Below are 13,220 nucleotides of genomic sequence, written 5' to 3' on the forward strand. Positions count from 1 at the left end.
TTCATCGACATCTTCACGTTGGCGATGTCGACGCCGCTGCCATCGCTCTTCACGCGGACTTTGACGTTGTAGTCGACCACGCGTTTGACGGGGACGAGAACCTTCATGCTGAGCTGCTCCTGTGAGTTGTGGTTCGGGGTGCAATTGACGTGCACGTCAATTGGGCATTGTAGGGGTGTGGGGAGCGCGCCCCCAGCGACACGCAGAAAATCGAACGGTCGTGCTTTTTCAGAATTATATCGATCCCCCCAGGAGTACCTGCAAGACCCCGACTCGCGGCGGGATGTCGTCCCGGCGTCATTTTCCCGACCGCTTGGTCGGTGAACTCGGGTAAGTCTGGAGGGCGCTGCGCAAAGCGTTCACCTATAGTGAATTCGCGCCTCATTGCTTATGTTGAGTAATCACCGGCGCGCCCCGCCACCCCGTCGTTGGAGCCCCCGCATGAAGCTGATTCCCTTCCTGGCCACCGCCGCCCTCCTGAGTGCCGGCGCGGCCTCGGCGCAAACCGTTTTCTCCGTCTCGTCCTGGGTGCCCCCCACGCACACCCTGAGCGTGGCCCAGAAGAACTGGTGCGATGCGCTGGAGAAGGAAAGCAGCGGGCGCATGAAGTGCAACATCCTGCCCAAGGGCGTGGCCGCGGCACCGGGCACCTTCGACGCCGTGCGCGACGGCCTGGCCGACATTTCCTACACGGTGGACGGCTACACGCCGGGCCGATTCATCAACACGCAGGTGGCCGAATTCCCCTTCCTCGGCGACAGCGCCGTGCCCACGTCGGTGGCCTATCAGCACATCTACACCAAGTACTTCGCGCCGCTGGGTGAACACCGCGGCGTGAAGGTGCTGGGCGTGTTCACGCACGGCCCCGGCATCATCTTCAACAGCAAGCAGCCGGTGAAAACGGTGGACGACGCCACCAAACTCAAGTTCCGCATCGGCGGCGGCAACATCAACGAGCTGTCCAAGCTCATGGGCTTCAACACCACCCTCAAGCCCGCGCCGGATTCATTCGAGCTGCTGTCCACCGGCGTGATGGACGGCACCTTCTTTCCCGACGAGTCAGTGGCTTCGTTCAAGCTGAACATGATCAAGCACGCCACCACCTTCCCCGGCGGGCTCTACAACACCAGCTTCGTGTTCATGATGAACCCGGCCAAGTACAACGCCCTGTCCGCGCAGGACAAGGCGGTGGTGGACAAGCTGTCGGGTGAGTTCGCGGCCCGCCTGTTCGGCGAAGGCTGGGACAAGGTGGACGCCGCGAGCCGCGAACTGCAAAAGCAGCAGGGCGTGGCGCGCGTGCAGGCCGACGAGTCCTTCATCAAGGCTGTGGCCGCCAAGCAGGCCGAACTGGAAGACAAGTGGGCCGCCGCGGCCTCGGCCAAGGGCCTGAAGGATCCGAAGGCCGTGCTCGCCGAGTTCCGCGCCGAGATCAAGAAGATCAAGTAAGGGCGCAAGCCTGATCCCCACCCGCTCGGCGGGCAGTCGCCACCCCGACTGCCCGCCGTTGCTTTGACCGCATCCCCCGACATGCTCACCTTCCTGAATCGCGCGCTGCGCTGGTCGACCGGCCTCATGGCCGCGATGGCACTGTTCACCATCATGCTGCTCACGCTGGTCGACGTGACGGGCCGCAAGTTCTTCAATCACTCGGTGCCCGGTGGCCTGGAAGTCACCGAGATCCTCATGGTGATCGTGATCTTCGGTGCGCTGCCGCTGGTGTCCTGGCGGGGTGAGCATGTCGTCTTCGACTCGCTCGATGCCTTCGTTCCGAGCTGGCTGCACCGCACCCAGCAACGCGTGGTGCACCTGTTCTGCGCCGTCGTGTTCGCGTGGATGGCGCGCCTGATGGTGATGCGCGCCGACAGGTTCTCGGAGTACGGCGACATCACCGTCCACCTGCAGTTGCCCATGGCGCCGGTGGCCTGGGTGATGGCGGCCTTCCTGCTGATCACCGCGCTGGTGCATTTGGTGTTCGTGTTCGTGCGCCCGCCCGAACCGGCCTTTCACGGTGCCGCCCAGACCGGAGACGCCGCATGACCGCCGCGCTGCTGGGCTTCCTGGGGGTCTTTGCGATGGCCTTCCTGCGCGTGCCACTGGCCGTGGCGATGGCAACGGCCGGTTTCGTGGGCATGGGTCTGCTGCGTGGCTGGCAGCCGGCACTGGCCAGCGCCAGCCAGGTGATCTTCGAGACCGGCTTTGCTTATGTGTTGTCGGTCATTCCGCTGTTCGTGCTGATGGGCAACTTCGTGGCCCGCGCGGGCATGGCGCGCGAGCTGTTCAACGCCGCCAACGCCTTCGTGGGCCACCGCCCGGGCGGCCTGGCCATGGCCAGCATCATTGCCTCGGGCGGCTTCGGCTCCATTTGCGGCTCCTCCATCGCCACCGCCGCCACCATGACGCGCGTGGCCTTTCCGGAGATGAAGGCGCATGGCTACAAGGAGTCCCTGGCGACCGGCGCCATCGCCTCGGGAGGCACGCTGGGCATCCTGATCCCGCCGTCCACCATCCTGGTCATCTACGGGATCATCACCGAGACGGACATCGGCAAGCTCTTCATCGCGGGCATCCTGCCGGGCATCGTGGCGATCGCCTGTCTGTGCCTTGCGGTGGTGTTCGTCACCTGGCGCGATCCCGCGGCCGGCCCGCCCGCCGAGCGCTTCACCTGGCGCCAGCGTCTGGCCGCCATCCGGGGCATCTGGGGTGTGGCGCTGCTGTTCGCACTGGTGATCGGCGGCATCTACGGCGGCGTCTTCACCGCCACCGAAGGTGCGGGCGTGGGCGCGGCCGGCGCGTTCTTCTTCGCATTGGCGCGGCGCACTCTCACGCCGCGCCTGCTGCTGGAGGTGCTGATCGAGAGTTCTCGCACCACGGCCATGCTGTTCACCATCCTCATCGCGGCGATGGTGTTCACCAACTTCATCAACTTCACCTCCATGCCCGCCGACCTGCGCGACTTCGTCCTGCAGTTCAGTCCCGAGCCGATCATGGTGGTGGTCGTGATGATGGGCATCTACCTGGTGCTGGGCATGGTGATGGAGGAACTGGCCATCGTGCTGCTCACCATTCCGGTGTTCTTCCCGGTGATCATGGGCCTGGGCTTCGACCCGGTGTGGTTCGGCATCCTCATCGTCACCATCGTGGAGATCGGCATGATCTCGCCGCCGGTGGGCCTGAACCTCTTCGTCATCAATTCCCTGCTGCCGCAGGTGAAGCTGATGACGATCTACCGCGGCGTGTGGCCCTTCGTCTTCGCCGACGTGGTGCGCCTGGGCATCCTCATCGCCTTCCCGGTCATCGCGCTCTGGTTGCCGGGCTTCATGAACCGCTAGCGGCCGCCAGGCCATCGCCCTCGCGCAGCACGTGCACCACGCGCTGCGGGAAGGGAATCTCGATGCCGTTGGCGCGCAGCGACGACAGGATGGCCAGGTTGATGGCCGAGCGAAGCGCGAGTTGCCCGTTCTCCGGGTCACCGATCCAGTAGCCGAGCGTGAACTCCAGGCCGTCCGCACCGAAGTTGGACAAGGCCACCGACGGCCCCGGGCTCTTGAGCACGCGCGGCTGCGCGGTAGCGGCCTCCAGCAGCAGCCGCGTCACCAGTTCCACGTCGCTGTCGTAGGCCACCGACACCACCGTCGACTGCCAGACGTTGGGATCGGCCAGCGACAGGTTTTCCACCCGGTTGGTGATGAGCATCTCGTTGGGCACGATGGACTCGCGCCCGCTGAGGTTGCGGATCAGCGTGTAGCGGGCGTTGATGTCGGTGATGCGGCCCTCGAAGTTGTCCACGCGCACGTTGTCGCCGATGCGCATGCTGCGCTCGGCCAGGATGACGAAACCGCTGACGTAGTTGGACGCGAGCTTCTGCAGGCCCAGACCGATGCCCACGCCCACCGCGCCGCCCAGCACGGACAGCGCGGTGAGGTCGATGCCCACGGCCGAGAGCGCGATGATCAGGCCGACGAACATCAACAGCGCGCGCGTGGCATTGCTCACCGCCTTGCGCAGGGAGCGGTCGCTGCCGACGCTGCTGCGCAGCAGCCGCGACTCGATGGCCGATGAGATCCACAAGGTGATGATCAGCACCGCGGACGCGGTGACGAGGCCCTCGATAAGGGTGCGCAGGCTCAACGTAGTGGCGCCCACCTTCCAGCGGATGTCTTCGGCCTCTGCCAGCATCACCGGCAGCAGCCCGCTGACCCAGAGCACCATGCCGAGCCAGGCGACCCAGGAGATGGTGCGCTCCAGCACCTTCACCCAGGGACTGTCGTCGAAGGCCACCTGCAGAACCTTCACACCCAGACGAATGACCGCCAGCGACACCAGCACCGGAATGGCGACATGGAACACCGCCAGCGGCACGAAGCGCACCAACAGGCCGCGCGCCACGAAGCCCAGCACCAGCAGCACGATGGGGAACAGGGCGCCATCGACGATGCGCCGTCCGAACAGCACCGACTGGTGGGCGTTCTGCATGGCGAGGGCGCGGCGCAGGCCGGCCACCAGCAGCCAGGCCAACAGCGCCACGGCCGCCAGCGTGGCCAGTTCGGCCAATGCGGCCGGCTGCAGGAAGCCTTGCAACCAGGCGGACAAGTCGTCGACCGGGCGCGGCGAAGCGGATGAAGGGTTCATCGTTGAAACAGGTGACAGAAAGATGTCGGCAACAAGTCAGACGCCCGCGAGCACGCGCAGGTGCGCCTCGACGCTGCGCGCCAGCGCGTCCAGCGCGTAGCCACCTTCCAGGCAGCTCACGATGCGGCCCTGGGCGTGGCGCTCGGCCACGTCCTTGATGCGCTCGGTCAGCCAGGCGTAGTCGTTCTCCACCAGACCGAGCTGCGCCATGTCGTCTTCGCGGTGCGCGTCGAAGCCCGCGCTCACGAACACGAGCTGCGGCCGGTGCGCGTCCAGTCGCGGCATCCAGTAGGTCTCGGCCAGCTCGCGGATTTCCATGCCGCGCGTATAGGCCGGCACGGGCAGGTTGACGAGGTTGGCCGCGGTGGAATGCTCGCAGGCCGGGTAGAAAGGGTGCTGGTAGAAGCTGCACATGAGGATGCGCTCGTCGCCCGCGACGATGTCCTCGGTGCCGTTGCCGTGGTGCACGTCGAAATCGATGATGGCCACGCGCTGGAGACCGTGCCGCTCCAGCGCGTACTTCGCCGCCACCGCCACATTGTTGACGAAGCAGAAGCCCATGGCCTGGCGGCGCATGGCGTGGTGGCCGGGCGGGCGCACCGCGCAGAAGGCGTTGCGCAGCTCACCCGCCATCACGGCATCGGTGGCGTCGATGGCCGCGCCCGAGGCCAGCAGGATGGCCTCCCAGCTGTGCACGTTCATGGCGGTGTCGGGGTCGACCTGCGCGTACTTCGGGCCGCCGGCGGCGATGTCGTCCTTGAGGGTGTCGGCCAGGCCGCGCAGCGCGGCCAGGTGCAGGCGGTCGTGCGCGAGTTCGAGGTCGGCCAGCGCGGCGGGCGTGGCCTCGCGGCGCTCGAGCGCGGCGTCCAGGCCGGTCAGCAGCAGCCGGTCCTCGATCGCATCGAGCCGTTCGGGGCATTCGGGGTGGCCGGCGCCCATCTCGTGCTGCCAGCATGCCTTGTGCGTGAAATAACCGGTGGCGTGGGCCATCTCTGATCTGCGGTGAGAATCGCGGCCAATATGCAAGCCCAGATGCAACAAGATTCGAAGATCCGGCACCTGCTGAGCCAGCTTAACACGGTGATCGTCGGCAAGCCGCAGCAGGTGAGCGACTGCGTGGCCTGCCTGCTCGCGGGCGGGCACCTGCTCATCGAGGACGTGCCCGGCGTGGGCAAGACCACCCTGGCGCACGCCCTGGCGCGCAGCTTCGGCCTGCAGTTCGCGCGGGTTCAGTTCACGGCCGACCTGATGCCCACCGACCTCATCGGCGTGTCCATCTACGAACGCGGGCGCGAGGCCTTCGTCTTCCACCCCGGCCCGGTGTTCGCCCAGGTGCTGCTGGCCGACGAGATCAACCGCGCCAGCCCCAAGACGCAGAGCGCGCTGCTGGAGGCCATGGAGGAAAAGCAGGTGACGGTGGAAGGCGAGACACGCGCCCTGCCCGCGCCTTTCTTCGTCATCGCCACGCAGAACCCGCACGACCAGCTCGGCACCTACGCCCTGCCCGAGTCGCAGCTTGACCGCTTCCACATGCGCCTGTCGCTGGGCTACCCCGACCGCGCGGCCGAGCGCGAGCTGCTGCGCGGCCAGGACAGGCGCGAGCTCATCGACGCCCTGCCGCCGGCCCTCACGCCCGACGACCTGGCCCGGCTGCAGCGCGCGGTGAGCGAGGTGCACACCGCCGAGCCGGTGCTCGACTACCTGCAGGATCTGGTCAACGCCACGCGCAGCGGCCGCTGGTTCCTGCAGGGCCTGTCGCCGCGCGCGGCGCTGGCGGTGGTGCGCGCGGCCAAGGCGCAGGCCTACCTGCAGGGGCGCGACTACGTGGCACCCGACGACATCGCCGCCATCCTGCCGCAGACCACGGCGCACCGGCTGATCCCCGTGCGCGACGCCGGGCGCGGGCCGCTGGAGCAGGTGCGCGCGATGCTGGACGCCATCCCCCTGCCCTAGATGAGCTCTGCCTGGCGCAACGTCAAGGCGCGCGCGCGCCATTGGTTCCACAACCGGCTCAAGCGCACGGACACGCTCACGCTCACCCAGCGCAACGTGTACATCCTGCCCACCCGCCCGGGCTGGATGCTGGCCTTCACGCTGATGCTGCTGCTGGTGGCCAGCATCAACTACCAGCTCAACCTGGGCTACCTGCTCACCTTTCTGCTGGCGGGCAGCGCGCTGGTGGGCATGCACGTGTGCCACAACAATCTGCGCGGGCTCACGCTGCACCTGCACCCGCCCGAGCCGGTGCACGCGCACCAGGCGGTGGTGCTGGAGGTGCGCCTGGCCAGCGAGCGGCGGCGCGTGCGCCACGGCATCGGCCTGGGCGTGATCCCCGACGTCGGCGCCCCCGCGCTGGCCTGGGCCGACGTGCCGGCTCAAGGCAGCGCCGAGTTGCAAGTGGCCTGGCAACCGCCTGCGCGCGGCTTGCATGCGCTTCCCGCGCTCACCGCCCAGACACTGTTTCCGCTGGGCACCTTCCGCGTGTGGACCGTGTGGCGCCCGGCCGCCAGCGCCCTCGTCTATCCCACGCCCGAAGAGCAGCCCCCGCCCCTGCCGCCCGGCGAACCTCAATCGGGTGGTGCCGGCAGTGCGCGCGTCCAGGCCACGGGCGAATACGACGGCGTGCGCGCCTACCGCCGCGGTGACCCGATGAAGGCCGTGGTCTGGAAGAAGGCGGCCCAGGCCTTCGCGGGCGGTCGCGACGACCTCGTGAGCCGCGACGCGTTGTCCAGCCAGCGCCAGGAACTCTGGCTGGACTTGAACCAGTGCGGCGGCGCGGGCCTGGAGGGGCGTGTGTCGCGCCTGACCGCCTGGGTGCTGATGGCCGACCGGCTCGAACTCGACTACGGCCTGCGCCTGCCGGGCCGCGAGATCGCGCCAGACCAGGGGCCAGTGCACCGCAACCAGTGCTTGGAGGCGCTCGCGCTGTGCTGAACGCCCTGCGCCCGAACCGCGCCACCGGGGTCGCGCGCGCGCTGCCCCGCGAGACGCGCGACACCCTGTTCGTGCTCGCCGTCATCGCCTGGGTGGTGGCCTTGCAGGCCGCGCACATCCCCTGGTGGACCACGGTGCTCACGGCCGGCGTGCTGGCCTGGCGCGCCCGGTTGGCTCTGCGCACCGCCCCCCTGCCCCGCTGGCCCTGGCGCCTGGGGCTGCTGCTCGTCACCCTGGCCGCCACCTTCGCCAGCCACGGCACCCTGCTCGGCCAGCAGGCCGGCGTCACGCTCGTGGTGGTGCTGCTGGCGCTCAAGACGCTGGAACTGCGCGCGCGGCGCGACGCCTTCGTGGTGTTCTTCCTGGCCTTCTTCACACTGCTCACGCACTTCTTCTACTCGCAGTCGCTGCTCACGGCGGCGGGCATCCTGATCGCGCTGCTGGGCCTGCTGACGGCGCTGGTGAACGCGCACATGCCGGTGGGCCAGCCACCGCTCGCCCAGGCCGCGCGCATCGCGGCGGGCATGGCGCTGTTGGGCGCGCCCATCATGCTGGTGCTGTTTCTGCTGTTCCCGCGCATGGCGCCGCTGTGGGGCGTACCGAACAACGACCCCGCCGGCCGCAGCGGCCTGTCCGACGAGATGCGCGTGGGCGAAATCGCCCAACTCGCGCTGGACGACAGCATCGCGCTGCGCGTGCGCTTCGACGGCGGGCGACCACCGCCCGCTGGCCTGCTCTACTTCCGCGGCCCGGTCTTCGGCGGCTTCGACGGGCAGGAATGGCGCCCGCTCGAATCGGGCTTTGCGCGCGAGCGGCGCCTGTCGGCCGACTTGCGCCCGCGCGGCGAACCCGTGGGCTACGAGGTCACGCTGGAGCCCAACCGCCGCCCCTGGGTCTTCGTGCTCGAAGCCGCCACCACCGCGCCCACACTGCCCGGCGAGAACCGCGTGCGCATGACCGAGGAGCTGCAGTGGATCGCACAGCGGTCCATCAACAGCCTGGTGCGCTACCGGGCGAGCAGCCACCTCGACTTCGGCCATGGCCCGCTGCAAGCGGAGATCGGCCTGCAGGACTACGTGCAACTGCCCCCGGGCTTCAACCCGCGCACGCTGCAACTCGCACAGGAGCTGCGGCGTCAGCACGGCCCCGGGCCGGCCGCCGCCCCCGCGCTGGTGAACGCCGCGCTCGACCGCCTGCGCACAGGCGGCTACACCTACACGCTGGAGCCCGGCGCCTATGGCCGGCACACCGCCGACGAATTCTGGTTCGATCGCAAGGCCGGCTTCTGCGAGCACATCGCCAGCGGCTTCGCCGTGCTCATGCGCGCCATGGACATCCCGGCGCGTGTGGTCACGGGCTACCAGGGCGGCGAGGTCAATGGCGTCGACGGCTTCTGGACCGTGCGCCAGCGCGACGCCCACGCCTGGACGGAGGTCTGGCTCCAGGGAGAGGGCTGGGTGCGGGTGGACCCGACCGGCGCGGTCTTCCCCGGCCGGGTCGGCTCGCTCCAGCGCCTGCGGGCGCCCGCCACCGGTTTCGCGGGGGCCATCGACAACTTCAACCCCACGCTCATCGCGCAACTGCGCGCCACCTGGGAAGCCATCAACAACGTGTGGAATCAGTGGGTGCTGGACTACACCCAGGGCCGCCAGCTCGACCTGCTGCGCGCGTTGGGCTTTGCGTCACCGAGCTGGCAGGACCTGGCCACTGTGCTGCTCGGCGTGGTCATCGTGGTGAGCCTGCTGGGCGCCTTGTGGACGCTGTGGGAACGCCAGCAGCACGACCCCTGGCTGCGTCTGCTGCGCCGCGCGCGCCAGCGGCTCGCCCGCCTGGGCATCGCCTCGGAAGAACACACACCACCACGCGAACTGGCCCGGCGGGCGACAGTGCAACTGGGTGACAGCCCAGCCACGCGGGCCTTGGCCGATTGGCTGCTGCGCCTCGAAGCCCAGCGCTACGCACGCGACAGCGGCACCACCCTGCCCCAACTGAAACAGGAATTTCGCCGGCTGGCCTGGCCCGCCCGCCGCGCCACGTGATCCAATTGCACGCAATGCAACGCCGATCGATCACCCTGGCCGCCCTGGCCACCCTGACCCTTCCCGCCGCCTTCGCCCAGGCCCAGCCCCCTGCCAAGCAGCGACCCATCCGGCGCCCTGAGGCGCGTCCAGCCTTTTTCTACGGCGACCACCCCGCCGCCATGGCCTTCGCCGACGACCTGGCCACGCGCCGCCAGCTCGACCCCGCCTGGGTTCGCGCGCAGATCGGCCAGGCGCAGCGGCTGGAGGCCGCCATTCGCGGCGTCACACCGCCGCCACGTGGCGTGCCCAAGAACTGGGCCGCCTACCGCGCACGCTTCATCGAGCCCACCCGCATCGCCGCGGGCCAACGCTTCTGGCAGGACAACCGCGAGACACTCGCACGCGCCGAGGCCGAGTTCGGCGTGCCGGCCTCGCTCATCGTCGGCGTGATCGGCGTGGAAACGCTCTACGGCCGCCACACCGGCACGCACAAGGTGCTGGACGCGATCACCACGCTCGCCTTCGACTTCCCCGCCAGCCACCCGCGCGCCGCCGCGCGCACCGCCTTCTTCCGCGACGAGCTGGAGCAGTTGCTGAGCCTGTGCCAGCGCAACGGCACCGACCCGCACAGCCTGCTGGGCAGCTTCGCGGGCGCCATGGGTCTGCCGCAGTTCATGCCCAGCAGTTGGGCACGCTACGCCATCGACTTCGACGCCGACGGCAAGGTCGATCTGTTCGACAGCCCGGCCGACGTGATCGGCTCGGTGGCCAATTACTTCAAGGCCTTTGGCTGGCAGAGCGGCATGCCCACGCACTTCCCGGTGCGCTTCGATCCGGCCACGCTCGACCTGGACACCCTGCTGGCGCCCGACATCCTGCCCAGCTTCGGCGTGGCGGACTTTCAGGCCAAGGGCGCGGTGCTCGAAGGCGCGGCGCTGCAGCACACCGGCAAGTTCGCACTGGTGGAGCTGGAGAACGCGGGCGCGCCGTCCAGCTACGTGGCCGGCACCGAGAACTTCTACGTGGTGACGCGCTACAACTGGAGCAGCTACTACGCGTTGGCGGTGATCGAGTTGGGGGAGGCGGTGAAGCGCTCGCTCACGCCTCCCTGAGACGAACTGCTCCCTCAGACCCGTTGCAACGGCACTGGGGCACCTGCCGGGGACGGAACCTCGTCGTGCCCACCGGCGTTGGCGATCCATCGAGTCCACGCATGCGCCACCGATTTGACGCTCAACAGCGCCAACTGAAGCGTATCAACGGCCAACTCCGTGGCGGGCACTTCGAACATCAGTGCCAGTTCGCCGTCGTTGTCCACCCGGCCGACGCGCGCGTTGCCGTTCTCGCGCCACACCGCGTTGTAGGCGAGTGCGGCTTCGTAGGCTCGAAGCACGCCCATTTCGGACGGCCTGCCCAGCGACGCCTGGACCATCAGACGAGTGCACTCGGCGTCCCACTCGACCAGCAGCTCCGCATCGTCGTCGAAGACCACGCGCCAGGCGGCAGCCTCAGCGTCGAAAGCGATTACGTCGATGGCGTCGGTTCGGGGCCCCAGGTCCTCGAACAGCGCCGTGATGTGCGTGGGAATCTCGATCATGGGCAGACGTTGAACGGCCAAAAGACGCGCACCCCGAGATCGTCGGCGCCTTACGTCCGGCCCCGGCGGGCCTTCTCGAGCATCGTCTGGCGCACCGCAGCTTCGTCGACCTCCGCCTGCTGGTCAAAGCGCGGAACCAGATCACGCAGTTGCTCCGCGCTGGCGCGCTGATCCGGATCGGCATGCAGGCTGGCGTCAAGGTACGCCCTCCACTCCTGCGGGATCCGCAGCCCGGGGTGGCGTGACTCGTACCAGTCCGAAAACGACTGACCGGAGTCTGCATAGGCCAGAACGTTCTGCATGTACGCATAACCGTTCAAGGCCTTGTCGGGTTGCGCGTCGGTGCCATCGAAGGGAAAGCGCCCACCGCTCAGAAGCTGCCAAGTCGCGACACCCAGTGAAAAGCTGTCGTCCTTCGTCCCAACGGCAAAACGGGCAATGGAATCGCCAGCTTCATTTCTCAGCCACTCCGGCGACTTTGCGTAGTCGTTGGCGTTGCCCGTCAGTTCGAAGTTTTTGCCCCCCGCGGTCGATTGAAACAGCGAGTTCTCCGCGCCCGCCGTGCCGAAGTCGCTGATCTGATAGCGGCCATCAGCGCCGAGCAGAAAGTTCTCCGGCTTGATATCGCGATGCGCAAGCCCGCGACGCCCCACCCGTTCCACGGCCTCGCTCCAGTCGCCGACCGTGACCCTCACGGCGGGATCGCGCGCCTGTCGGTCCAGGAACCCCTGCTGCAATGGCCTGCGGTTCTCCTTGATTCGCTGGATCTGTGGCGGCGTCAGGGGTTCATTCTGCTTGCGCGAGAACAGCACGGCCACGGTGTCTGCCTTTCTGTTCCGTCGGATCGACCCTTCGCCGCTTCCCAAGGCGAGGCTCATGGCCTGGTAGCACGTTCCATCGCCCGCCAAGACGACCTCGCCATGGGTTGGCAGGACAAGAGAGCGCTCATCGCCCACGGACTTTCGCGCGGCCAGCGAATGTGTCGTGACCTCCCGCCTCAAGCCGTCGTTGGGAGAGAGCATCCTTCTTACCGCGATGCGTTCGTCCCCATGGTGCGCCTGGAACACCTCGGCGTTGGCACCCGTGCCAAGCGGCTTGTCCAGGTCGATGGTGAACATCTTGTTGCCGATCTCCACGAAGTGGGCCAGCGCCTTTTTCAGGTGCTCCCCCTTCAGATCGCCCTTGCCCGCCAACACCTTGTTCAGATCGTATGGGGACATGCCGCAGTTGCGCATCTCCTGCGCGAAGTCGATCCCATGACGGGCGCAGATCGCCTGCATGGACTGCAGCACGTGTTGACGCTTGGTGCTGGTATTGCCCGTGCAGTGGTCGAGCAAGCGGTTCAACCGATTGGAACTGCGCTTCGGCGTCGCGTACACGACGAATTCGCCACCGTCCTTCTTCGAACGGATGCGCCCACCCTCCTGGATGAGCTGCTGCAGTTGGCCGAACGAACCATTTCGAATGTCAACTTTGATACCCATGTCCTTGAACCCGGTTCATGCGCGAGCCAGCGCGGCAGGGCCGTCTCCCGTGGAGGCGCCAGGCTTCGCGACAACGTGGCTTGAGTGCCTCCACCCACGTGATGGTTGCGTCAGAACCTGGCAACAGAGGCCCTAGAACGTCTGACCCAGACCGTGCCGTCGGCCAGATCGCCGAACGCCTTCGTTCCCTTGACCGACGGCCGTTGCGCAAGGAACGCGCCACGGCTGTGGCGCCACCGAAGCACGCCGGTGAAAACCACCGCTTGCGGCCCACCGCACCACCGTCCCTGTCACTGTGGAGATCCCCCATGAACACCGACGAAGTCATCCAGGCCATTGCCACAGCCCTGGAAGCACCCGACCTCAGGCTGGACGACCAAGGCTGCGCCCGGCTGCGTGTCGACGACACCATCGACGTGAACTTCGAGGCCAGCCGCAGCAACCACTTGCTGCACGTGTATTGCACGCTCGGCCCCGTGTGTTGATTTCAACGCAATCCTGACCCCGGTTTTCCATCCAATATTGACCCCACCTGTTGGGGTGTAGCCGGGCTAC

The 13,220-nt window shown here is 67.7% G+C and carries 12 protein-coding genes and 1 pseudogene; 8 read left to right on the top strand and 5 right to left on the bottom strand.

Going from position 1 to position 13,220, the window contains the following annotated elements; genetic code table 11:
* A pseudogene (locus BN948_RS26845) lies at positions 1–107 on the bottom strand (electron transfer flavoprotein subunit beta/FixA family protein); the annotation flags it as partial.
* Positions 108–441: 334 nt separating this feature from the next.
* Between BN948_RS26845 and BN948_RS24595 the strand changes: the two are divergent.
* The 3 genes from BN948_RS24595 (at position 442) to BN948_RS24605 (ending at position 3,329) form a co-directional block, all read left to right on the top strand.
* Entirely contained in the window at positions 442–1,446 is a 1,005-nt protein-coding gene (locus BN948_RS24595; RefSeq protein ID WP_009516337.1) for a TRAP transporter substrate-binding protein, read from the top strand.
* An 81-nt stretch (positions 1,447–1,527) separates the two neighbouring features.
* Entirely contained in the window at positions 1,528–2,037 is a 510-nt protein-coding gene (locus tag BN948_RS24600) for a TRAP transporter small permease (protein WP_009516336.1), read from the top strand.
* On the top strand, positions 2,034–3,329 hold the full coding sequence (locus tag BN948_RS24605; protein WP_009516335.1) for a TRAP transporter large permease: 1,296 nt from the start codon (positions 2,034–2,036) through the stop codon (positions 3,327–3,329). Before BN948_RS24600 ends, BN948_RS24605 begins: the two co-directional genes overlap by 4 nt.
* Here BN948_RS24605 and BN948_RS24610 read toward each other — a convergent pair.
* Both BN948_RS24610 and BN948_RS24615 read right to left on the bottom strand, forming a co-directional pair.
* Entirely contained in the window at positions 3,316–4,629 is a 1,314-nt protein-coding gene (locus tag BN948_RS24610; protein ID WP_009516334.1) for a mechanosensitive ion channel family protein, read from the bottom strand. The genes BN948_RS24605 and BN948_RS24610 overlap by 14 nt on opposite strands.
* A gap of 36 nt (positions 4,630–4,665) precedes the next feature.
* Complete coding sequence (locus BN948_RS24615) at positions 4,666–5,619, bottom strand: histone deacetylase family protein (protein WP_009516333.1); 954 nt, start codon at positions 5,617–5,619, stop codon at positions 4,666–4,668.
* Between the two features lie 42 nt (positions 5,620–5,661).
* Between BN948_RS24615 and BN948_RS24620 the strand changes: the two genes are divergently transcribed.
* The 4 genes from BN948_RS24620 to mltB are packed head-to-tail and all read left to right on the top strand — an operon-like array spanning position 5,662 to position 10,696.
* Positions 5,662–6,582: an AAA family ATPase gene (locus tag BN948_RS24620; RefSeq protein WP_035624551.1), complete on the top strand. Its 921-nt coding sequence runs from the start codon at positions 5,662–5,664 to the stop codon at positions 6,580–6,582.
* Complete coding sequence (locus BN948_RS24625; RefSeq protein ID WP_009516331.1) at positions 6,583–7,563, top strand: DUF58 domain-containing protein; 981 nt, start codon at positions 6,583–6,585, stop codon at positions 7,561–7,563. It abuts the gene before it with no gap.
* A complete protein-coding gene (locus tag BN948_RS24630) occupies positions 7,557–9,602 on the top strand; it encodes a transglutaminase TgpA family protein (protein WP_009516330.1) in 2,046 nt (681 codons plus the stop codon). The genes BN948_RS24625 and BN948_RS24630 overlap by 7 nt, the downstream gene beginning before the upstream one ends.
* Before the next feature lie 14 nt (positions 9,603–9,616).
* A complete protein-coding gene (gene mltB, locus BN948_RS24635) occupies positions 9,617–10,696 on the top strand; it encodes a lytic murein transglycosylase B (RefSeq protein ID WP_009516329.1) in 1,080 nt (359 codons plus the stop codon).
* A gap of 14 nt (positions 10,697–10,710) precedes the next feature.
* Here the strand turns inward: mltB and BN948_RS24640 are convergent, their stop codons facing one another.
* Together BN948_RS24640 and BN948_RS24645 are read right to left on the bottom strand one after the other, a co-directional pair.
* Positions 10,711–11,181 (bottom strand): type III secretion system chaperone, encoded by a 471-nt coding sequence (locus BN948_RS24640; RefSeq protein WP_009516328.1) that lies wholly within the window; start codon positions 11,179–11,181, stop codon positions 10,711–10,713.
* 50 nt (positions 11,182–11,231) lie between these two features.
* A complete protein-coding gene (locus BN948_RS24645; RefSeq protein ID WP_035624554.1) occupies positions 11,232–12,665 on the bottom strand; it encodes a protein kinase domain-containing protein in 1,434 nt (477 codons plus the stop codon).
* Between the two features lie 308 nt (positions 12,666–12,973).
* Here BN948_RS24645 and BN948_RS26850 point away from each other — a divergent pair, with 308 nt between their 5' ends.
* A complete protein-coding gene (locus BN948_RS26850; RefSeq protein WP_138820337.1) occupies positions 12,974–13,150 on the top strand; it encodes a type III secretion system chaperone in 177 nt (58 codons plus the stop codon).
* Positions 13,151–13,220: the final 70 nt, after the last annotated feature.

Source organism: Hydrogenophaga intermedia, assembly GCF_000723405.1.
Taxonomy (GTDB): Bacteria; Pseudomonadota; Gammaproteobacteria; order Burkholderiales; family Burkholderiaceae_C; genus Hydrogenophaga; species Hydrogenophaga intermedia.

What these genes read in the sequence shown, in the direction of transcription:
- BN948_RS24600 (WP_009516336.1), top strand. Translation starts at nt 1,528, where the DNA reads ATGCTCACCTTCCTGAATCGCGCGCTGCGCTGGTCGACCGGCCTCATG.
- BN948_RS24620 (WP_035624551.1), top strand. Translation starts at nt 5,662, where the DNA reads ATGCAACAAGATTCGAAGATCCGGCACCTGCTGAGCCAGCTTAACACG.
- BN948_RS24610 (WP_009516334.1), bottom strand. Translation starts at nt 4,629, where the DNA reads ATGAACCCTTCATCCGCTTCGCCGCGCCCGGTCGACGACTTGTCCGCC.
- BN948_RS24595 (WP_009516337.1), top strand. Translation starts at nt 442, where the DNA reads ATGAAGCTGATTCCCTTCCTGGCCACCGCCGCCCTCCTGAGTGCCGGC.
- mltB (WP_009516329.1), top strand. Translation starts at nt 9,617, where the DNA reads ATGCAACGCCGATCGATCACCCTGGCCGCCCTGGCCACCCTGACCCTT.
- BN948_RS24615 (WP_009516333.1), bottom strand. Translation starts at nt 5,619, where the DNA reads ATGGCCCACGCCACCGGTTATTTCACGCACAAGGCATGCTGGCAGCAC.
- BN948_RS24645 (WP_035624554.1), bottom strand. Translation starts at nt 12,665, where the DNA reads ATGGGTATCAAAGTTGACATTCGAAATGGTTCGTTCGGCCAACTGCAG.
- BN948_RS24605 (WP_009516335.1), top strand. Translation starts at nt 2,034, where the DNA reads ATGACCGCCGCGCTGCTGGGCTTCCTGGGGGTCTTTGCGATGGCCTTC.
- BN948_RS26850 (WP_138820337.1), top strand. Translation starts at nt 12,974, where the DNA reads ATGAACACCGACGAAGTCATCCAGGCCATTGCCACAGCCCTGGAAGCA.
- BN948_RS24640 (WP_009516328.1), bottom strand. Translation starts at nt 11,181, where the DNA reads ATGATCGAGATTCCCACGCACATCACGGCGCTGTTCGAGGACCTGGGG.
- BN948_RS24625 (WP_009516331.1), top strand. Translation starts at nt 6,583, where the DNA reads ATGAGCTCTGCCTGGCGCAACGTCAAGGCGCGCGCGCGCCATTGGTTC.